The organism is Chelatococcus reniformis, from assembly GCF_014640075.1.
Classification (GTDB): domain Bacteria; phylum Pseudomonadota; class Alphaproteobacteria; order Rhizobiales; family Beijerinckiaceae; genus Camelimonas; species Camelimonas reniformis.
The window spans coordinates 283822-306718 of sequence record NZ_BMGG01000002.1; the positions used below are offsets into that span (position 1 = coordinate 283822).

The following is a 22897-nucleotide window of genomic DNA, read 5'->3' on the forward strand; positions in this document are numbered from 1 at the left end:
CAAGTACTCCGCGCGTTCGGTCCTCACACTGACAATGCCCTGCGGACGGCAGCAAGATCGGGCTGGGCACCTACACCTTCAAAAATGTCGGCAGCTCGGCTGAGAGTTGACGACCTGTCCGGATCGTCGTGGGACTTCGTCTGGCCGATCTGATACAGGGCGAGGCCGAGCTCGCGCGGCATCCGCAGTTCCTTCGCCGCCTGCGCGGCAGCGTTCCAGAGGCGTTGCGCTTTGGCCGGCCGGCCCGCGAGAAGCGCGGAGCGCCCCCCCAACAACAAGGCCTGTGGCCGGCAGACGGGAGACATTCTGGTGGCTCGCGCCGCGTGCCGGCACGCGAGCAATGCACGCGTTTGCGCGGCCGGGCCGACATTCCGGCCGTCCTTCTCCTCGGCCCACCTCGCCAGAAGGACCTCCGTCACGCCCACCACTCCATAGACGTAGCTGCCCCAGACAACATCCACCTCCTGAAGAACGGCAAGACCGCGCTCGGCCGCCTCCATGGCGTCCGCCGTCTCCTGCCGCTGCAGAAGGGCCGAAGACAAAATCCCAAGGCAAAGCAGTCGATCGGCGCGGCCCATCCGGACCTGGGAGAGGTCATTGAGCTGCCGCAGCTGCGCCGTGTCTGTCCGACCGCGCATCAGATTGAGCAATGCGGTCGCCGCCGCGTGCCATGCCGCTGCCTGGCGCGTCGACTCGGACGAAACCATCGTTTCCAGATCCGACAGCAGCGTTTCCGCGGTTCCCAGATCGCCACGAAAGATCGATGAAAAGGCCAGGATCGTCACCGGCGCATGCCAGCGGGACCGGTCACCCAGCTGACGGTAGAGCGAAAGCGCGCGTCGCGCGCAACGCTCCGTGAAGTCCCAGTCGCCCATGCCGTAGCCGAAGACCGCGGCGAGGAGGTGCGCCCGGGCCGCGACAGGCAAGCTGTCCACCTCGTCGGCGACGCGCAGGGCGCGTGCGCAATAGAAGCGCCCGATGCGGTGCAGTCCGGACATTCCGAGGCCCAGCCCCAGCGCGCTATAGCCGCTGACGGCTTCGGTCGTGGCGCCGCAGCGCTCGGCCAGATTGAGCGCAGAGAGGGTCTCGTCGAGGACTGCCAGTGACTCATTCAAAAAGAAATGCCGTTCCGCCAGCCGCTCGCGCATGTGCGCCGTCCGCTGGAGCGTCCGCAGATCAACGGCCGGGCGTCCCGCCAGCCGCGGGGCCCAGGCCCGCATGCGGATTTGGCGGGCCACGTTGGTCATCACCCGCGCGAGCCGACCCGCAGGCCCTCGTGGAGAGGTCTGATGCAGGAAGGCCATGGCCCGGCCATAGTGGAGAAACGCTTCCTCATAGTCCGCCAGCTCGTTGTTGGCGTCTCCGAGGATTTCCTCCCATTCCGATAGGCGGGCGTCGTTGTCCACGGTCCGACTGCCTTCGGTCAGACCATAGGCTCGTTCGATGTAGCGTATGGCGTCCCGGTTCGCATGGCTCCTCAACGCCTGCCTTGCCGCAAGCTCGAAGTAACCGATGGCGCGATCGCTCTCGGCTGCGTGTTCCCAATGTTGTGCGAGCTGAGAATAATAGGGCTCCAACCATTGAGAATGTTGGCGCTCGATTGCGACAGCGATCAACTTATGAAGCGTGACACGCTGTGCCAGCGACAGAAGCCTATACGTGACCTCCTGGCCAATGGCGTGGCGAAACGAGTAGCGGGGTGCCGATCCGTCGTCCTCCATCAAGAGAAAGTCCTGCTCCATCAGTTGGCGGAGCATGGCCTTGATGTCCGTCAGAGCCGTCTTCCTCGGATAGACCGCGATCGCGGTCTCGGCGGTGAAAGTTCCGCCGATTGCGCTCGCGGCCTTCAGCAAGAGCTGGGTTTCGAGGGGAAGTGCATCGACACGACTGACGATCGCTCCCTCGAGACTTGCGGGCAGCGATCGTTTTGCCGGGTCGTCCAGATCAGCCAATACCTCGCAAACACCCCGAGCCACGGCAACTGCCCCGGTATCGCGCAGCGCGAGCGCGAGTTCCTCGCAATGGAACGGGTTCCCTTCACTGTGTTGATAGACAAACTTCACCAGACGCTCCGGAAGCTCGCTGGCGCGCAGCTTTCGGCGAATGAGTTCCTCGATCGCGCGCTCGGACATCGCGGAGAGGCTGATCTCGATGCCATGACCGAGCTCGTCTGCGGGCCCGGCACGGGCCGGGGCGGAAGCGGCAGGTCGGCGGCTCGCAACCAACAGCAGACGGGGCAACTTCCGGGCGACGGCGGCCAGGAGGTGAATAGACGCGCTGTCGAACCAGTGCAGGTCTTCAAAGATCAATGCGCCCGGGGCCTGCTCACGTTCGGCAAGCAGCGCAATGGTTAGGGCTTCAAGACAGGCGGCCCTTGCCGAGCCGGTGATCTGACTGGTCAGCGCGGTTTCGGTAAGATCGATGTTGATGATCTCGCGCAGCAAGGGTAACCATGACGCGAGCATTTCATCGTGCTTCAGCCTTTCCTCGGCAATCCGCCGTGTCTGTTCGGGCGAATCCCCGCCGAGGATTTCGTGGATGACGCCTCGCCACGCAAAATACGGCGTCGATTTGTCAATTGCAGTCGCGAAGCCGCGCAAGACCCGGTATTTCTGCGCCCTGGCAAATTCCGCGAGATCGTCGAGAAGAATGGACTTGCCGATGCCCGGTTCGCCTTGAACGATGATCGCACCGCCCTGTCCCCGTTGTAGCGCATCGCGAAGCTGACGTCGTTCGTCCTCCCGACCGACGATCTCGCTATCGCCATGGTCGCGACTGCCTGTTGAGACGGTCACGGGGCGAAATGCTGCCACATGGGGTTCAATCCCTTTGACCTGCTGCGGGGGCAGAACAGAGAAGCTGACGCGATCCCGAACTGCCGTCGCCGTTGCGGCGTCGCAAAGGATGTCGCCAGCTGCCAGCTCCATCAGTCGCGCGGCAATATTGATAGCCGGGCCGATAAGGCAATATTCACGGCGCCGCTCTCCACCGTAATCTCCACAGAATAACTTGCCCGACGCAATGCCAATCGACGTCCTCACGCCCGCGGCTTTGAGCTGCCTGGCTATGGCAAGACCGGCCTCGATGCCTCGTTGCGGGTCTTCTTCATGCGCCAATCGCGGAACGCCAAAGGCGAGAAATATGCTGAAACCCTTGTCATCCATCAGGACTTTGTGGACCACGCCATCAAATCTATGGGCGACGCGCTGGATCTCTAGAACTGCAGCCTGAAGTATTTTCGCAAAGGTTTCGTCAAAGGAGAGATCGACCAATTGAATGTACACGATCGTTACATTACGAAACTCGGCCAGCCACGTTCGCTCGCCGAGGCGCAGATGATCGACGACAAAGCTGGGAATTAGCTCTTCAATATTGAGATCGGCTGGCATCTGGCCAGCAGGCATTTGGGACGGCAGTATATCTTTCCGCATCCTGTCGAGGATGAATAGTCCGTTGGAAAATATACCTTCGCAATGATGTCGGACGACATTGTGCAATGCGCTGCACAGCACCACGTCGCCGACTTTTGCCTTCCGGTATGCATCGCCCAACCGCTCAAACGGCGATCCGACAACAACGAAGCACCACTGACCGTAAAGGCCGCCCAGTTTGCAGCGATGAATTTCACCGATATCAGTCGAGATGCGCAAGTGAAGTTTCTGCGCCGACCCCGCCCGCTCGTTCATCTCGCGTTTCAGCGCCAGAGCGCACTGGGCCGCAAGTCGGGCCGCCTCATCCATCTCGAATGCATCGTCCCAGACTGCCAGTATTGCGTCCCCGGCAAATGCGATTATATCTCCCCCGTATCTGTCGATAATGTCGGTAAGCGGTCCAAAACATTGATTAAGAAGAATTGATACTTCCTCGGCGCCGCCCGGGCCGTGTCGCGCCATGCGGTTCGTCATCTCGACGAATCCGGCGATGTCCAACAGCAGCACTGCGGCAACCGCAGATTCGACAACGGGTTCGTTGAAAGGGAAGCGGCGGCCTCCGCGTGCGGTCCTAACCCATCTTGGAACGTATGCGCTGACGTCCCCCGTGAGTCTGTCCATCGACGAGACCTCGCATTTTACGCTGGCGTGATCCGCAGCGAGGTGTTCACGGGTGCGCGCAGAGCCGACTACGTTGCCATTCCGCAACGTTCGCGCCCCAGAACTTTCCTGCGTCCATCTAATAGGACTCCCTGGAAAGCTTCAACCATCAATTCGATGTGCGCCGGCGATCGAACGCTTCATTAGAGCGTTTTCGAGCGAAGTGGACGCCGGTTCGCGTGAAGAAAACGCGATGAATCAAACAGATAGAGCACTTCGGCGTTTCGAAGAAACGCGGAAATGCTCTAGGCCGATGGGCAGCGCGGACCGCGCGACGGGCTCGTTCGGTTGCGTCCGGCCGATCAGCGGCGGATAGGATCTTTGCTACTTGTAGAGACGGACGTTGGTGAGCCCCGTCCGCAGGCCGTAGGGTCGAGGGCTGCCCGGGCCCGCGGTGGCGGAGTGCCGAGATCTCGCTGCAAGGGCCTTTTGGCGCAATCTTTCCGGGTCGCGGCCGCCCGACCTGGTGTCCCACGTGTCGCGCAGTGGGGGACACCAGGGGCGCTGCTTCAGACCAGGGGCTTCGGCTCACGGCCGGGTGAAGCCGTCAGCGGGCGTGTGGCGCGGGGCTCGCCGCATGGGCTGCAAGGGATCAACGCGCCAAGTGCCCCTATGGGGAGCCGCGGGGCGGCAGCGAGGCGCCCGGCTCCAATCCGCTCACGGCTCGCGGGCGAGGATCACTGTCGCCAGCGGCGGCAACGTCAGCGCCAGCGATTGGTGCTGGCCGTGGCTGGCAATGGTGTCGGTGGTGACGCCGCCCTGATTGCCGACGTTGCTGCCGCCGTAGACGGCGGCATCGGTGTTCAGGATCTCCCGGTAGAAGCCTGGCAGCGGCACCCCGAAGCGGTAGCCCTCGCGCGGCACCGGCGTGAAGTTCGACACCACGAGGACGATCTTGTCCGGGTCCATGCCTTTGCGCGCCCAGATGATCACCGAATTGTCGCGGTCGTCGGACACCAGCCATTGGAAGCCGGCCGGCTCGGTGTCGCGCTCGTGCAGGGCAGGGTAGTCGCGGTAGACGCGGTTGAGATCCCGCACCAGCGTTTGAACCCCCCGGTGCTCGGGCTGATCGAGCAGATGCCAGTCGAGGCTGGCGTCGTGGTTCCATTCGCGCTCCTGCCCGAACTCGCAGCCCATGAACAGGAGCTTCTTGCCGGGATGGCCCCACATGAAGCCGAGGTAAGCGCGCAGATTGGCGAAGCGCTGCCAGGCGTCGCCGGGCATGCGGCCGATGAGCGATCCTTTGCCGTGCACGACCTCGTCGTGGGAGATCGGCAGAACGAAGTTCTCGGAGAAGGCGTAGAGCAAGCCGAAGGTCAGGTCGTCGTGGTGATAGCGACGATGCACGGGGTCGTAGCCGATGTAGCGGAGAGTGTCGTGCATCCACCCCATGTTCCACTTGAAGCCGAAACCCAGGCCGCCCGTATAGGTCGGGTGCGAGACACCCGGCCAGGCTGTCGATTCCTCGGCGACGGTGATGACGCCTGGATTGTGGCCGTAGGTTACCTCGTTCATGCGACGCATGAAGTCGATGGCGTCGAGATTCTCGTTGCCGCCATAGCGGTTCGGCACCCATTCGCCGGGCCGGCGCGAATAGTCGAGGTAGAGCATGGAGGCGACTGCGTCGACACGCAGCCCGTCGAGATGGTAGCGCTCGAGCCAGAAGCGGGCGTTGGCGATGAGGAAGCTCGCGACCTCCTGGCGGCCGAAGTTGTAGATGTAGGTGCCCCAGTCCTGGTGGAAGCCTTGGCGCGGATCAGCGTGCTCGTAGAGATGGGTGCCGTCGAACAATGCAAGGCCGTGGGGATCGTTCGGGAAATGCCCCGGCACCCAGTCGAGCAGGATGCCGATGCCCTCCCGGTGCGCCACCTCGACGAAATGCGCGAAATCCTCGGGCGTGCCGAAACGGCTGGTCGGCGCGTAGAGCGACACCGGCTGATAGCCCCACGAGCCGTCGAACGGGTATTCGGTGATCGGCAGCAATTCGATATGGGTGAAGCCCATGTCCTTGACGTAGGGGATCAGCCGGTCGGCGAGCTCCCGGTACGTCAGGTACCGGTGGCCTTCGTCGGGGACTCGGGCCCACGAGCCCAGGTGGCATTCATAAATGGTCATGGGCGCGCGACGCGGCTCGGCGCGCGCGCGCGCCGCCATCCATTCGCTGTCGCGCCAGGCGGGCAGCGACGTGCCGCTCAGCACGGAGGCGGTGGCCGGCGGCCGCTCGGCGGCGAGGGCGACCGGGTCCGCCTTCAGGCGCAGGCCCCCGTCGGCCCCCTTGATCTCGAACTTGTAGCGCTGCCCGTTGCCGAGCTCCGGCACGAACAGCTCCCAGGCGCCGGCGCTGTGGCGCAGCCGCATGGGATGGACCCGCCCGTCCCAGCCGTTGAAGTCCCCCACGACGCTGACACGGCGCGCGTTGGGAGCCCAGACCGTGAAGACGATGCCGGCGACGTCCTCGGCGGTGCGCGCATGGCCGCCGAAGACGGCCGCGACCGCGTCGCCGCCGACGTCCCGCGTGCCGGCGAGATCCGCGTCGCTCCAGACGGGGCCGAAGCGATACGGATCATGGCGGATGACGCTGCCTTGGTCGGTCTCGACGCGCAGGCGGTAGGCGGGCGTTTCCCGCGCCGACAGCCGCGCAACGAAGAAGCCGGCGTCGTGGCGGCGTTCCATGGCCTTAATGTCGGCATCGCGGTCCCGCTCGATCAGCGTGACAGTGCGGGCGCCGGGAAGCAGCACGCGGATCTCCCAAAGCCCCGGGGCGATGCGGTGCGGGCCGAGGACCGAGAACGGGTCGCCGTGCTCGGCTCGCACCATGGCGTCCACGACCGCCTGGGCCAGCGCCGCTCTCGCGGGGGGCGGCGGCGCAGTTTCGTTGCGAGGCGGTGCCTGGTCCGTCTTCATTGGGCGTTCGTCTCCTGGTCGAGAATGGAGAGAACGCCTCGGATCGGGATTTCGATCCAGTCGGGCCGGTTGTTGGCTTCGTAGTTGATCTCGTAGAGCGCCTTGCCGATGAGCGCGAGGGCGAGAAGGCGCTGCTGCGTCGCCGCGTCTTCCGTCCACACCGGGCTGCCGCGACAGGCGGCCTCATAGGCATCGAGGAACGAGCGGCTGCCGAGCTGTTCCCATTCCGCAGCGATGGCGCGGGCGCGGGCGCCGGTCTCGGGGAGGGTGGTGGCCAACTGACGCACCGCCGTTTCGGCCATGTAGGAGAACGAGCGCAGCATGCCGGCAACGTCGCGCAGCGGCGTCGTCTTGCGCCGCCGCTCATCCGCTGGGCGCGACGGCTCCCCCTCGAAGTCGACGATCGTCACGTCGTCGGCGACGATGAGCACCTGACCCAGATGATAGTCGCCATGAACCCGCGTCTTGAGGGCGCCGACCGGCGCCACGTCGAGCCGGCTGATCAGCGCGAAGCAATCGGCCTCGCGCTGCAGCAGCGCCTCGATCAGCGCAATCGCCGTGTCGCTCAGGGGGCGGTCGGCGTTGGGGTCGGCCGCCTCGGCCAAAGCGTGTTTGAGGGCGGAAAAGGCGCGGGCGGCCTGGCCGCGGGCGTCGGCGGCCATCGCGCTCACATCGTCCCCGGCGAGCGGCTCAGCGGCGAAGGCGGCATCCGTCGTCGGTGTGGCGAACGCAAGATGCATCTCAGCCGTGCGCTGGCCGATGATGACCGCATAGTGGCCGATGATGCCGAAAGCCTGGGTGATCGACGGCATCTCGTCGGGAGGCAGGATGACGAGCTGGTCGATCTCGCGCTTGGTGGCTTCGACCGCCAGGCGCCAGGCGTCGCCCTGGTTGCGCACGAAGCGCTGTAGCACGGCCAGCGCGGTCGTCGTGCCCTCGCTGTCGATATGCTCCATCCAGCCGAGCAGGGCCGGGGTGTTGGCGAACCCCGCTACGTCGGTCAGGAAGTGGCCGACCTCGATCTCCGGATGGGGCCCATCCTGCAGCCGCCGGTACAGCTTGAGCACCATGCGCGAGCCGAGCGCAATGGACGTGTTGCTCTGCTCGGCGCCGAGCCGGGCCACATCGAGCGGATCGATCGAGCCGTATGCCTCGAGCCGCCGGGTGCCAACGAAGCGGATCTCACCGCCCTGCTGTGTCGCGACGGTTTGGCCGCGCTTCATGGCCGCCACGACCGTCAGTGCGAATTCCGCCGAGGAGGCAGCGCCGAAGAGCAGGCCCATGCGCGGGCCGCGCCGCAGTCGCGCCACCGCGTAGGGCAGCAGCGCCTCGTCCTCGTCGTCCTCGTCGATCGCCAGCGGGGTGAAATAGTCCTGGGTCTGGCCATCGCGCAGCTTCACGTCGAGGCGCGGAAGCAGGAACTTGTCCTTCCCGTCGCGGCTGTCGATCACGGCGGTATCGGCGATGGTGGCAGAGACGATCCGTGTGGTCTTGCCGCCGAACCAGCGCCGGCTGGCAACGTAAGGCGGCATGACGTTGCGCTCGAAGGCGACCCGCTCCCGTCCCGTGAGCACGTCCTCCGGCGGCCCTGCCAGCACCAGCGTGAACAGCTCCGGCGCCGCCCGCGGGCCGAAGCGATCCTCGTCCGTGCTCGGCGAATCCAGCTTGAACCAATAGAAGCCGTAGCCAGGCAGGGTGAGCAGGTAGGACAGATCGCCGATGCGGGGGAACACGGAGCCCGCGGTCATCTCGACGGGGCGGATGCCCTTGTAGTCCGACAGGTCGAGCTCGACCGCCTGGGGGCCGCGCGACAGATTGGCGACGCACAGCACGCGGTCGTTGCTATCCAGCTCGCGAACGTAGGCGAGGATCTTGCGGTTCTCCGGATAGAGAAAACGCAAAGTGCCGCGCCCGAAGGCACGGCTGTTGTGCCGCACGGCAATCAGGCGCTTCAGCCAGTTGAGCAGGCTCGACGGGCTGCGCCGCTGGCTCTCGACGTTGACGGCGTTGAAGCCATAGATCGGATCCTGGATCGCCGGCAGGAACAGGCGGGCCGGATCGGAGCGGCTGAACCCGCCATTGCGGTCGGGGGACCATTGCATGGGCGTGCGCACGCCATCGCGGTCGCCCAGGTAGATGTTGTCGCCCATGCCGATCTCGTCGCCGTAATAGAGCACGGGCGTTCCCGGCATGGAGAGCAGCAGGCTCACCAGCAACTCGGTCTTGCGACGGTCGTTCTCCAGCAGCGGCGCCAGGCGGCGGCGGATGCCCAGGTTGATGCGGGCGCGGCTGTCGGCGGCGTAGAACTTCCAGAGGTAGTCGCGCTCCTTTTCGGTCACCATCTCGAGCGTTAGCTCGTCGTGGTTGCGCAGGAAGATGGCCCACTGGCAGTTGGCCGGAATGTCCGGCGTCTGCCGCATGATGTCGGTGATCGGGTTCCGCTCCTCCTGAGCCACGGCCATGTACATGCGCGGCATCAATGGGAAGTGGAACGCCATGTGGCACTCGTCGCCGTCGCCGAAGTAGGGAGCGGTGTCCTCGGGCCACTGGTTGGCTTCGGCGAGCAGCATGCGGTCGGGATAGCGCTCGTCCAGCGCGGCGCGGATCTTCTTGATCACGTCGTGCGTCTCGGGAAGGTTCTCGCAATTGGTACCTTCCCGCTCGATGATGTAGGGAATGGCGTCCAGGCGCATGCCGTCGACGCCCATGTCGAGCCAGAAGTGCATGGTGTCGACCACCGCCTCCAGCACGCGCGGATTGTCGAAGTTGAGGTCGGGCTGGTGCGCGTAGAAGCGGTGCCAGTAGTAGGCCTGGGCCACCGGGTCCCACGACCAGTTCGACTTCTCGGTGTCGAGGAAGATGATGCGCGTGCCGGCATACTGCTGGTCGGTGTCCGCCCAGACGTAGAAATTGCGGGCGGCCGAGCCCGGCTTGGCGCGCCGGGCGCGCTGGAACCAGGGATGCTGGTCGGACGTGTGGTTGATGACCAGCTCGATGATGACGCGGATGCCGCGCTCATGCGCCTCGCGCACGAACTTGCGAAAGTCGCGCATACTCCCGTAGCTCGGGTTCACGCTGCGGTAGTCGGCGATGTCGTAGCCGTCGTCCCGTAGGGGCGAGGGATAGAACGGCATCAGCCAGATCGCGGTGGCGCCGAGCTCCTTGATGTAGTCGAGCTTCTCGGTGAGGCCGATGAAATCACCCATGCCGTCGTCGTCGGAATCGAAAAACGACTTGACGTGGACCTGATAGATGATGGCGTCGCGGTACCACTGGGTGTCGCTGCGGTCGATCATGGAGACCTCGTCGAATGAGGGGCGGCGGCTCCGGTGCGGGTCTGCGCGCTGCCGGCGAATCCGGCTAGGCGAACCCGCTCAGTGACGCATAAGGGGAACAAGCTTCCGGGCACAAGAGCGGCGGAAAGGTGCGGAAAACCGGCGCCTTGTCCGCTGCGCCGGCCGCGGCGCAGGGCGGCGCCTCAAGCCGCCGCCGGCGGCTTGAGGCGCCAGACCACGACGGGCCGGCTGTCCGGTTCCAGCGCGATGCGGTGGGTCTTGCCGTAGAGCGTGAAGCTGCCACCCGCCAACAGATCTTCGGCATCGATCGAGGCGTCGTCGGGCAGGCCGAACTGCCACAGCGGCACCTCGTAGGTGCACTCCTGTCGGTTGTGCGGGTCGAGGTTGATCAGCACCAGCACGCAGTCGTCCCGCTCCGGCGTGATGCGGGCGAAGGCCAGGATGTTGTCGTTCCAGGCGTTCAGGAACAGCACGTTGCGGAAATCCTGCAGCGCCCGGTTGTCGCGCCGGATGGCGTTGAGGCGGGTGATGAAGTCGCGGATGTGGCCGGGCCGGGCCAGGTCCCACGCCTTGATCTCGTACTTCTCGCTGTTGAGATACTCCTCCCGGCCCGGCAGCGGCTCGGCCTCGCACATCTCGAAGCTCGAATACACGCCCCACACCGATGACAGGAGGGCGCCGAGCGCCGCCCGCACCCTAAAGCCGGCCGGTCCGCTGGTCTGCAGGTAGAATGGATTGATGTCGGGCGTGTTGACGAAAAAGTTCGGCCGGTAATACTCGGCCATCTCGCTGGTCGACAACTCGACGATATAGTCGATGATCTCCTGCTTGCCGGTGCGCCAGGTAAAGTAGGTGTAGGATTGCTGGAAGCCGGCCTTGGCGAGGGCGCGCATCATCTTGGGCCGGGTGAACGCTTCGGCCAGGAAAATCGCGTCCGGGTGCCGGTCGTTGACGCTGCGGATCAACCAGCGCCAGAACGGCAGGGGCTTGGTGTGGGGGTTGTCGACGCGGAAGATGCGCACCCCCTGGTCGCACCAGAACAGCACGACGTCGCGCAGCGCGACCCACAGCGACGGCAGGCCGGCGCGGTAGAAGTCGACGTTGACGATGTCCTCGTATTTCTTCGGTGGGTTTTCGGCGTATTTCAGTGTCCCGTCCGGCCGCCAGTCGAACCATTCGGGATGCTGCTTGATCCACGGATGGTCGGGCGAGCACTGGATGGCGAAATCGAGGGCGATCTCCAGCCCGTGGTCGAAGGCCGCGGCAACGAGGGCGCGGAAGTCCTCGATCGAGCCCAGCTGCGGGTGTACCGCGTCGTGGCCGCCGTCGGGCGAGCCGATGGCATAGACACTGCCGACGTCGCCCTCGACGGCCGTCAGCGAATTGTTCCTGCCCTTGCGATGGCTCGTGCCGATCGGGTGGATGGGCGGGAAATACAGCACGTCGAAGCCCATGTCGCGCACGTAGGGCAGGCGGCCGATGACGTCGCGGAAGGTGCCGTGGCGCCCGGGGTCGCCGGATTGCGAGCGCGGAAACAGCTCGTACCAGGAGCTGAAACGCGCGGCGAGGCGGTCGCCAATGAGCTCGAGGGTGGGGTGAGTGGAGAGCTGGGCGCGCTCGGCGTTGCGGGCGACCAGGGCCGCGTTGCGCTCATCCGTCAGGGCGGCGAGCTGCGCCGGCGCGCCGTCCGCATGCCGCTTCAGCTCGGCGAGCAGGGCGGTCAGAGCTGGCGCGTCCGCGCTGCCGCCGGCAGCCGCCGCGGCGGCTGCGTGCTCGGCCATGTGCACGCCCTCGATGGTCTCCAGCCGCACGTCCTGCCCGGCGCCGTGCTTGCGCTCCACCTCCCACAGCCAGGAAGCGAAGGGGTCGCGCCAGGCTTCGATCGTGTAGAGGTAGCGGGTGTTCTCCTCGACCGGGAAGTGGCCGGCCCAGCGGTCGTTGTCGACGAAGGCCATGGGCGCGCGCCGCCACTCCGCCTCAGCGGCCGTCCGAAAGAGCACCTCGGCGGCGATCTTGTCGTGGCCGTCGCTGAAGATGTCGGCGCTGACCTCGACGACCTCGCCGACGACGCGCTTGACCGGGGTCGCGCCGCCGTCCACCTGCGGCGCCACGCGCTCGATGATCACGCGGCCGCCGCCGTCGGGCGCTTCGCCTGCGTCCGCCGACCGCGCCGGCTTGGCGGCGCTGAGCACCACCACCTCACCGGGCGCGAGCACGAGCTGCTGCGCCGCGTCGACGGCCTCGGCTGCGGCCGCCGGTTCGGCGAAGCGCAGGGCCGTGAAGCGCGAGAAGACGCCGCCGACGCGGCTCATCAGCGGCCCCACGCCGGCATGAGCCTCCTGCCCGCCCGGGTTGGCGACGATGATGGCGACGCTTTCGGCCACCAGCGGATGGGCGCCCTCGTAGCGGGCCAGCACCAGCAGCGGCTCGTCCGGCGCCGAGAGGCGCACGAGCGCACCCTCCGTATTGAGCGCCGGCACCGTCGGGCGCAGGCGGTTGAAGGCGCGAATGAAGGCGGAAATGTCGATGCCCGTAGTCTCCGCATCGCCAGGGCGGGTCTCGACCACGTGCAGGGGCCGGCGATAGCCCCATTCATAGCCGATGGGCATCAGCACGCCGGTCGAGAAGCAGCCGGCCAGCGCATAGCGGAGCTTGAGGTAGCGTGCGATGCCGGCGATGTCGCCGGGATCGTGCTCGCTCGCCAGCCGCGCCATGTCGTGGTTCTCGGGAAAGGCGATGGATGGCGCGAGCGTGCGCAGCGCCTGGTACTGCTCGATCGCCCAAGGCTCGCGCAGGTCCCACCAGGCGAACGAGTTGAAGAGGTAGTCGAAGCCGGCGGCGGCGATCCGCCTGGTCTCGTCGAACGTGCAGCCGAGCGTCTCGGCGGCGAAGACGGCGGCTCCATCGCGGGTCTTGGCGTCGGCGATCAGCTCGGCCCAGACTTCGGCGGGGACCTTGTAGGCCGCGTCGCAGCGGAAGCCTGTGACGCCGAGGCCCTGCATATGGGCCACATAGCGCTTCCAATAGGTCAGCAGGTCGGTGCGGGCGGCCTCGTTCTCGTAGTCCAGCTCGGCCAGATCCGTCCACTCGGTGCGCACGCTCGGATCGACCGGATCGACGGCGAACGGGCTCACCAGCTCGCCGTCCGCGGTCCGCCGGAAGGCATGCGGCAGCTCCTGGGTGAGCAGCGCGTCCCTGGCCGTATGGTTGATAACCAGGTCGATCATCACCTTGAGCGACTGGCCGGCCGCATCGGCAACGAAGCGCGCGATCTGGGCGTCGTCGTCGGCGCCGTCCGCGTCGCGGAAGCGGGCGTCGAGGCGCCGGGGGTCCTTGATGGCGTAGAGGCTGCCGGAGGATCCGGACTGATGGAAGGGGTTGAGATAGACCCAGTCGAAGCCCATGGCGGCGATGCGCGGCAGCTCGCCGCGCCAGGCCTGGACCGTGCCGACGAGCAGCGGAAACAGGTTGTAGATGCGCGGCCCGGCGGGCGTGCATGCGGCTACGGCTGTTGCCCTCCGGTCTCCGGGGGATGGGGAGGCGGCCGCCCGGTCGCGGCCGACGGGACGGATGTCGCTGCTGATGTTCATGGCAGGCTCAGCCTTCATCGATCGTCCTCAGCACAGCAATCGGCAGGGTTTGGACAAGTTCCCCGACGGCGATGCCGCCGTCCGGGCCCGGCAAGGCCTCACGCCCGGTGAGCACGTCGCCCCAGCGACCCGGCGGCAGGATGAGCCGCGTGTCGCTCCAGACGTCGGTGCCAAGGGGCAGCGTGCCCTCCGCCGTCAGTGTGGCGACCAGCCGTGGCACGACGACGACACGATGGTGGCCGCCCGACGAGCGGCGGAAGGCGAGGCAGTGGCGCGCCTTGGCGCCGGTCGCCGGCAACGGGTGATAGTCGCCGTCGGCGTAGAGCTGCGGGGCGGCGGCCCGATCGGCGAGCAGGCGGGCGAGCAGCCACTGCTTGATGCGCCCGTCCCGCCAATCGGCGAGGAGCGCACCCGCATCGGCGCCCTCCTCGAGCGCGTCGAGCGCCCGCAGGCGGGCCGTGTAGTCGATCGGCCGCCGGTTGTCCGGGTCGACCAGAGCGAGGTCCCAGAACTCCGTGCCCTGGTAGATGTCGGGCACTCCCGGCACGGCGCACTTGAGGACCGTCCGCGTCAGTCCGTTGACCATGCCGATGGCGGCGAGCCGCGTCAGCAGCGGGGTGAAGGCGCGGACGAACGGGCCGTCGGGGACGACGACGCGGCGCATCAGCTCCAGGGCGGCGCGCTCGTAGTCTTCGTCCGGGTTGACCCAGCTGGTGTAACGCTTGGCCTCGCGCAGCGCCTTGACGATGAAGCCGCTGAGGCGTTCCCGAAGGGCTTCCCAGGCCTCGGAGCCGCTTCCGCGTGCGGGCGCCAGCAGCTCCAGCGGCCAGGCGCCCAGCAGCGCCTGGAGCAGCAGCACCTGATCATTGTCGTCGGGCTGCGAGCCCTCGTCGGTCTCGGCGACGAACGGCCGGGCGATGGCCCGCCAGTCGGCGAGCGCCTGCTCCCAGGCTTCGGGCAGCTCCGACAGGGCGAGCAGCCGGGAGCGTGCGTCCTCGCCGCGCTTGGTGTCGTGGGTCGCCGTGGCCACCAGCGCATCCGGCCAGGCGCGGGCCCGGTCTCGGTTCTGCTCGTGGAAGCTCGCCACGCTGATGCCGAAATGGCCGGGATCGCCGCCCACCTCGTTGAGGGCGAGCAGCCGCCCGTACCGGTAGAACAGCGTGTCCTCCAGGCTCTTGGCCATCACCGGGCCGGTGAGCTGCTGGAAGCGCAGGCAAAAGCGGCGGATCAGATCAGGATCGGGCCGACCCGGTCCTTCGACGTCGATCTCGCCGAGCAGGGCCGAGCGCACGAAGTCGTGCACCGAGCGGTCGGGGAGCGCGCTACGGCGCTTGGCGGCATCGACGCTGTCGTCGATCAAGGCCCGGTCGTCGGGCGTCGGCTCCTCGTCGGTGAGATAGGTGCGATAGACGGGAAAGCGGGTGATGATCTCGGTCAGCGCCAGGCGCAGGGCCGTCGCCGGATAATCGCGCGTACGCCGATCCGCGTCGGCGGTGCGCTTCAGGTCGGAGACCAGGCCTTCCAATTCGCTCGCGAACGAGTTCTGGATGACCTCGCGCTTGGCACGGCGCAGCAGCCGGTCGTAGGGCCCCTCCAGGTCCGAATGGGCACGGTAGATCCGGCTGAAGCGCTCGCCGTTGGCCTCCGCGACGAGCACGCCGTCGAGCGCGTTGAGCGCGTCGTAGCCGGTCGTGCCGGCGATCGGCCAAGGGCGCAGGCTTTCACCAGGCTCGAGAATCTTCTCGACGACGATGTAAAAGCCCGGTCCGACCGCCCGCTGCAGCGCGCGGGCATAGCCTTCCGGGTCCGCGAGCCCGTCGATGTGGTCGATGCGCAGACCCTGGATGCGGCCTTCGTGGATGTAGCGGAAGACGGTGGCGTGTGTTGCCTCGAAGATGTCCGGCTTCTCGATCCTGAGCCCTGCCAGGCCGTTGATGTCGAAGAAACGGCGGTAGTTGATGTCGCTGGCGGCTACCCGCCAGTGGGCGAGGCGGTAGGACTGCGTCTCCAGCAGCCGGTGCAGGGTGCCGAAGCTCTCCGGCACGCCGGGGACGCCGTTGATCAGGGTCACGGCGCGACCGATCGCCCGGGTGAGCGCGGGCGAGGCGGCAGCAGCGGCCGCGAGCCGCTGTTTCAGCTCCTCCGCTTCCGCCGGAAAGGCACGGCGGCGCTCCGTACCGCTCTCCTCGCCCATGGCGCGCAGGCGCTCGCTGATGGCGAGCATGTCCGGCGGCACCTCGCCGGCCGCGGCCGCCAACGCACGGTCGAGGATCACCGGAAAGTCGAGGGGCCGGATGGGAAAGCGGTGCTCGAAGTGCCAGACGCTGAAGCTGCCTTCGCCAGCATCGAAGGCGAGCTTCAGATCGCCCTTTTCCAACGCCTCGCCATAGCGGTCGCCGAGGAAGGGCACGACGAGACGGCCGCCAGCCCCGAGCCGCTGCCAGTCGATGTCGAAGCTGTCCGCGTGCGGCGAGAGTTCGCCCCACTCCAGCACCGAGAGCCACCAGCCGTTGTCGGCGCCGCCGACGCCCATGTGGTTGGGCACGATGTCGAGCACGAGCCCCAGGCCGTGCGCGGCCAGCGCGTCGGTGAGCCGCACGAAGCCCGCCTCGCCGCCAAGCTCCGGGTTGATCGTGGCGTGGTCGACGATGTCGTAGCCGTGTGTCGAGCCGGGCCGGGCCGTGTGGATCGGCGAGGCGTAGACGTGGCTGATGCCGAGGCGCGCAAGGTAGGGGACGATGTCGGCGGCATCGTCGAAGGTGAAGCCCTTGTGGAACTGGAGGCGGTAGGTGGCGCGCGGCGGCGGCGCGGCGAGCACGCCCGGGCGGGGCTTGGGCCCGCGACCCTCGGCGGCGATGGCCGAGGCGAGCTTGGCGAGTTCGCCGCCCGGGCCGGCCAACGCCTCGACGGCGATGGCCAGCCTGCGCCGCCAGTTGGGATGCCCCTGATCGAGGCCGGGCAGGTTGGCCTGATTGAGCTCGAGCGCCACATCCTCCAGCTGCACGCCCATCAGGGACGACTGGGTGCGCGCCAGGTAGCGCACCGCCGCCTCGATCGGCGGTTCGCTGGGCGGCTCGGCGTCAGGCAGCAGTCTTGCTTCGGCCAGCGCCTGGGCGAAGGCCCTGATCTCGCTGTCGCGGCTGGCCCGCGCCTGTTCCGCGGTGTCGCGGTCGAAGAGCGCCAGGGTCTGGCGCAGGTCGATGTCGAGCCCCCGCCACCAGCCGGCGAAGGTGGGCAGGTCGTGAGTGGTGAGCACCGAGAGGGCGCGCGGCGGGTAGTCCTGCGGCGGGCAGAAGCGCCCCTCGCCCTCGCGCTCGAACCACAGCACGCGGTAGCTGAAGATACCGGCGTCCATGATGGCGTCGGAAAAGCCGGGCGGGCCGTTGCCCAGGTCCTCGGCGATCACCAGGCAGCGATGGCGATGGCTCTCCAGGCGCAGCACCGCCATCATCGCGTCGAACGGGAAGTCGACGTAGGTGCCCGCCGAGGACGGAGCCCCCTGCGGGATGAGGAACAGGCGCCGGAGCTGGAAGGCGTGGTCGATGCGGATGGCACCGGCGTGGCGCATGTTGGCGGCGACCAGGGCGCGGAAGGCGGCAAGGCCTTGCGATGCGAGCGCCATCGGATCGAAGGGCGGCAGGCCCCAGTTCTGACCGCCGACGGCGATCGGATCGGGCGGTGCGCCGATCGACAGCGTCGGGCCGAAGCGCTCCGGCGCGCTCCACACCTCCGAGCCGCCGCGATCGGCACCGACGGCCAGGTCCCGGTAGAGGCCGATGCCCATGCCGGCGGCCTGCGCTCGCTCGGCCGCATCGGCGAGCTGGAGGTCCGCCTGCCATTGCAGCCAGGCCCGGTAGGCGATCTCGTCCGCGTGCTCGCGGCGAAAGGCCGCGACCTCTTCGGAGGCGGCGGTGCGAAGGCCCTGCGGCCACTCGCCCGACCACATCTCGCCCGCCGCGAGACGGGCGGCGAAAATGGCCTCGAAGGTGGCGTGAGCCTCCAGCAGCTCGCCCTGGGCGCGCCGGAAGGTCGCGAAGGCGCGGGCACCGGGGCCCGCGCGCGGGCCGGCCTCGCGCCACAGGGCCTCGAGGAGCGGCGCCTTGATCGCCCACACCGCCGCGTGGTCGATCAGCGGCGCGGCCCGCTGGGCGGCGATCGCGGCGGCCATGTCCGGCTCGGCGGCCAGCCGTGCGGCGTCCGAGCCGACGAAGCCTTCGATGGCCGTCGGGTCGATGTAGAGCGGGTCGATGAACAGCCGCGACGACGGCGCGTAGGGGGAGATCTTGCTGCGGTCGTCGGCGAATAGGGCATGCAGCGGGCTGAGGCCAAGGAACGAGGCGCCGAGCTTGCCCGCGGCGGAGCCCGCATCGCCCACATCGGTGAACGCGCCGATGCCCAGGTCATGCTCCGAGCGCAGGCTGTAGATCTGGGCCGTGATGCCCCACAGCTTGGCGCCGTCGGCCAGGTCCGGCGCCTCGAAGCACCGGCGCGGCGCGGAGATCACCGTGGCTTCGTGGCGTGTGTCCGCGACGTCGACGGCCAGATGCCAGTAGCCGCTGGCGAGCGCGGGCAGGGTGAGCGTCCCGCCTCCGGCACCGCCGCCGACAAGGGTGCGGACCTCGTGCACGGCACCGCGCTCGTCAGTCAGCCGGCAGATCACGGTGGTGCCGGCCGCATAGCGCACCCGCACCATCGTGGGCCGGGCCGCCACCGTGGGGATCAGCGCCGGCAGCGGGCCGCGCAGGAGCTGTTCGGCGCGCGCCAGGCTGTCGCGCGCCTGCGCCTCGGTTGCCGTCGGCAGGCCGAAATCCGCCAGGATGTCGCGCTGCGTCTCGACCGGTGCGGCATTGGATCGGCCGAAGGCGTCGTCGTATTGCGGCCAGATGCCGACGAGCTGCGCCAGCTGCGCGACGATGGCGTCACTCATGCCGCCGGTTCCACCAGCACGAGTCCGCCCCAGGGCGCCATCGTGCTGCTCGTCAGATTGTGTCCGTGCCCGGGCGTCGTCGTCGCGTGCCGCGACCAGATGGGCCTCGCGGTGCCCACGGCGACCGTGATCGGAAACGAGCCCACATTGGCCAGGAGGCGGAGCATCCCGGCGTCGAAACGCCAGGTGACGTCGAGCATGTCGGGCACGGTGAGGTCTTGTTGCGAACCGCGGAAGCCCGAGGCGATGAGCGGCTCGACATGCCGCTGCCGCAGGCCGAGCAACTCCCGCACGTCCTCTCGCACTGCCCGATGGGCGGGCTGGTCCGCCTCGCTCCAGTTGAGTACGGAGCGGTGGAAGGTGTCCTCGCTCGTCGGGTCAGGCACACGCTCGCGCGCATCGGGATCGCTGAACGCCTTGAACTTCGCAAACTCGGCCCGCCGGCCTTCGCGCACCGCGTCCGACAGGGTGGGATCGTCCGCAAAATCGACGAAGAACTGGAACGGCGTGGATGCCGACCAGTCCTCGCCCATGAACAGCAGCGGCACCTGCGGGCCGAGCAGCAGCGCAGCCCGCGCCAGCGCCAGCTTCTCCTCGGGGACGAGGCGGGACAGGCGCTCGCCGAAGGCCCGGTTGCCAACCTGGTCGTGGTTTTGCAGGAAGGCCACGAACGCCGTCGGCGGCAGGTGGGCGGACGGTTCGCCGCGCGCTGCGCCACCCTTGTGCGCCGAGGGATCGCCCTGATAGGCGAAGCCTTCGGCCAGCGCCCGCGACAGCCGCTCGAGCGGCCGGTCGGCGTAGTCCTCGTAGTAGCCCTCGGCTTCGCCGGTCAGCAGCGCGTGCCAGGCGTTGTGGATGTCGTCCGCCCATTGCGCCGTGTGCAGCACCGGCCGGGCGCGGTCATCCCGTTCGAGCCAGCGGGCCTGGTTGGCATCGTTCTCCAGCACCAGATGCACATGACGGCCGCGGATCGCGTCGCGGATGCGGTTCGCCAGCTCGTCGATGAAGTGCGGCCGGCCGTCGTCCAGGATGGCGTGCACCGCATCGAAGCGAAGCCCGTCGAAATGGTACTCCTCCAGCCAGTACAGGGCGTTGTGGACGAAGTAGTCGCGCACGATGCCGCTGGTGGCACCATCGAAGTTGATGCCGGCGCCCCAGGGCGTGCGGTGCCGGTCCGTGAAGAAGGATTCGGCGTAGGCGTGCAGGTAGTTCCCGCTCGGCCCGAAGTGGTTGTAGACGACGTCGAGGATCATCATCAGGCCGAGCCCGTGCGCGTGGTCGACGAGGCGCTTGAGGTCCTCGGGGCCGCCGTAGGCACTATCCGGGGCGAACGGCAGCACGCCGTCGTAGCCCCAGTTGCGGCGACCCGCGAAATCGCCGATGGGAAGCAGCTCGATTGCGGTGATGCCGAGCTCCTTGAGCTCGGCGAGCTTGGGCATGAGCGCCGCGTAGGTGCCCTCCGGCGTCGCCGTGCCGACGTGCACCTCATAGAGCACCGTCTCGCTCCAGGGCCGGCCGGTCCAGCGTGCGTCGGTCCAGGTGTAGGCGCGGGGGTCCACCACGAGGCTCGCCGCGTGCACGTCGTCCGGCTGGAAGCGCGAGGCGGGGTCCGGCACCTCGAGGCGGTCGTCGATGCGAAAGGCGTAGCGGCTGCCGGCTGCGGCGCGGGCGGACGCCAGACGATGCCAGCCCTGCTCGGCTGCCGTCATCTCCTGGGCCTCACCGTCGACGACGAGCTCGACCTTGGCGGCGTTCGGCGCCCACAGGGCAAAGCGGACGCCCTCGTCGGACAGCTCGGCCCCGAAGGGCATGGCGTGGGTGCGGTACATCAGTGCGTCTCGCCGGCCGCGTGCTGCATCAGGAGAAACGAGCGTGGCGGTAGTTTGATGGTCTCGCCGGCAGCGAGGATCTTTGGTTCCTTGACGAGGCCGGTGGCGACCATGGTGTCGAAGATGCCCACCCAGCGTTCACCCGGCAACGTCTCGTCCAGCGTGAAGGGGATCTCGCGCTCGTCGGCGTTGAGCAGCAGCAGGAAGCGCTTACCGTCGCGGGCATCGTTGCCGAGCTGGATGCCGATCGTGCGACGCAGGCCGTCGTTCCAATCGTCGAGCGTCATCTCGCGGCCGTCCGGCGCCAGCCAGTAGACGTCGCGCAAGCCGTGGTTGCGGGCGACCGGCTCGCCGGTGAGGAACTTGCGACGGCGAAAGGCGTCGTTCTGCCGGCGCAGGCGAACGAGTGCCTGAGTGAACGCCAGCAGGTCCGGATCGACCTTGGCGTCGCGACGCCAGTCGAGCCAGCTGATGTCGTTGTCCTGGCAATAGGCGTTGTTGTTGCCGTCCTGGGTGCGCGAGAGCTCGTCGCCCATCAGCAGCATCGGCACGCCTTGCGACAGCATCACCGTGGTGAGCATGTTGCGCTTCTGGCGGGCGCGCAGGGCGTTGATCTCAGGGTCATCGGTCGGCCCTTCGACCCCGCAGTTCCACGACAGGTTGTGCGAATGGCCATCCTTGTTGTCCTCGCCGTTCGCCTCGTTGTGGCGCTCGTTGTAGCTTACCAGGTCGTGCAGCGTGTAGCCGTCATGGGCGCTGATGAAGTTGACCGACGCCCAGGGATGCCGCCCGGTATGCTCGAACAGCTCGCGCGAGCCGGCCATGACCCGGGCGAGGGCGGGCAACTGCCCCGTATCGCTCTTCCAGAAGCTGCGCAGCACGTCGCGGAACTGATCGTTCCACTCGCTCCAGCCGGGCGGGAAGCCGCCGAGGCGGTAGCCGTCGGCGCCCACGTCCCATGGCTCGGCGATGAGCTTGACCCGGGACAGCACCGGATCCTGTCCGATGGCGCGCAGGAAGCCGGCGCGCTCGGAGAAATCGTGCGGATCGCGGCCCAGCACCGGCGCCAGATCGAAGCGAAAGCCGTCGACGTGGTAGGTCTCGACCCAGTGGCGCAGCGAATCCATCACCATTTGCAGCACGCGAGGATGGCTGACGTCGACCGTGTTGCCCGTCCCCGTCGTGTCCCAGTAGAAGCGCGGGTTGTCCGGCGAGAGCTTGTAGTAGCTGGCATTGTCGATGCCCCGGAACGACAGCGTCGGTCCCAAGTGGTTGCCCTCGGCCGTATGGTTGTAGACCACGTCGAGGATCACCTCGATGCCGGCGTCGTGCAGGGTGCGGATCGCCGCCTTGAGGCCGACGGTCCCGTCGACGCCGAGATAGCGGGCATCCGGGGCGAAATAGCCGTAGGTGGAATAGCCCCAGTAGTTCTTGAGCCCCTTCTCCACCAGGAAACGGTCGTCGGCGAAAGCGTGGATGGGCAGCAACTCCAGCGAGGTGACGCCGAGCTTCACCAGATGCTCGACGACCGCGGGATGACCCAGGGCCGCGTAGGTGCCCCGCTGCATCTCCGGCACGCGCGGATGACCTTGGGTGAGCCCCTTGACGTGGGCCTCGTAGATCAGCGTGTCCCGCCACAGGTGGCGCGGTGGGTGGTCATCACCCCAGTCGTGGGAGGCATCCACTACGACGCATTTTGGCATCATCGGCGCGCTGTCGCGGCGATCGGCCGTCAGATCGCCGCGCTGGGCGCCCGTACGATAGCCGAACACGGCGTCGTGCCAGCGGATGCTCCCCTGGAATTGGCGCGCGTAGGGGTCGAGCAGGAGCTTGTTGGGGTTGAAGCGGTGCCCCTGGGCCGGGTCGTAGGGGCCATGCACGCGGTAGCCGTAGAGCTGTCCGGGCCTGAGGCCATCGACGTAGCCGTGCCAGACCTGGTCGGTGCAGCAGGGGAGCCTGACGCGCCGGATCTCGCGCCGCCCCTGGGAGTCGAACAGGCACAGCTCCACGCCCGTCGCATGGGCCGAGAACAACGCGAAGTTGACGCCTCGACCATCCCAGGTCGCGCCGAGCGGCTGCGGCGAGCCGTCCTCAAGGTCGTGCATGGCTATTGATCTCGACGTGAGAAACGGACCGCCGCAGGGTGTCCGGCGCGGTCAGCCGTCGTGGGGGGAGGGGGCGCGGCGGGCGCCGTCACGGCGCTGCCTGCGTAAGACGCGTCCGCCCCATAGCACTTGGCCCGGGCTCCCGCCACGGCACA

7 protein-coding genes are annotated in these 22897 nt (G+C 67.7%); all 7 read right to left on the bottom strand.

The window, feature by feature from the left end:
- Nucleotides 1-23: 23 nt before the first annotated feature.
- The 7 genes from IEW34_RS05845 to glgX all read right to left on the bottom strand — a co-directional run bounded on the left by IEW34_RS05845 (nucleotide 24) and on the right by glgX (nucleotide 22742).
- Nucleotides 24-3938: an AAA family ATPase gene (locus IEW34_RS05845; protein WP_188608217.1), complete on the bottom strand. Its 3915-nt coding sequence runs from the start codon at nucleotides 3936-3938 to the stop codon at nucleotides 24-26.
- Nucleotides 3939-4748: 810 nt separating this feature from the next.
- The gene (gene glgB / locus IEW34_RS05850) at nucleotides 4749-6995 is read right to left on the bottom strand and encodes a 1,4-alpha-glucan branching protein GlgB (RefSeq protein ID WP_188608218.1); all 2247 of its coding nucleotides are present in this window, start codon (nucleotides 6993-6995) and stop codon (nucleotides 4749-4751) included.
- Nucleotides 6992-10291, bottom strand: coding sequence for a maltose alpha-D-glucosyltransferase (gene treS, locus IEW34_RS05855; RefSeq protein ID WP_188608219.1), 3300 nt, complete (start codon nucleotides 10289-10291; stop codon nucleotides 6992-6994). The genes glgB and treS overlap by 4 nt, the downstream gene beginning before the upstream one ends.
- Before the next feature lie 182 nt (nucleotides 10292-10473).
- Nucleotides 10474-13881: a maltotransferase domain-containing protein gene (locus IEW34_RS05860; protein ID WP_188608220.1), complete on the bottom strand. Its 3408-nt coding sequence runs from the start codon at nucleotides 13879-13881 to the stop codon at nucleotides 10474-10476.
- Between the two features lie 7 nt (nucleotides 13882-13888).
- Nucleotides 13889-18808: a malto-oligosyltrehalose synthase gene (locus tag IEW34_RS05865; protein ID WP_188608221.1), complete on the bottom strand. Its 4920-nt coding sequence runs from the start codon at nucleotides 18806-18808 to the stop codon at nucleotides 13889-13891.
- A complete protein-coding gene (gene treZ / locus IEW34_RS05870; RefSeq protein WP_188608222.1) occupies nucleotides 18805-20637 on the bottom strand; it encodes a malto-oligosyltrehalose trehalohydrolase in 1833 nt (610 codons plus the stop codon). Before treZ ends, IEW34_RS05865 begins: the two co-directional genes overlap by 4 nt.
- Complete coding sequence (gene glgX, locus IEW34_RS05875; RefSeq protein WP_188608223.1) at nucleotides 20637-22742, bottom strand: glycogen debranching protein GlgX; 2106 nt, start codon at nucleotides 22740-22742, stop codon at nucleotides 20637-20639. The genes treZ and glgX overlap by 1 nt, the downstream gene beginning before the upstream one ends.
- Between the last annotated feature and the right edge of the window lie 155 nt (nucleotides 22743-22897).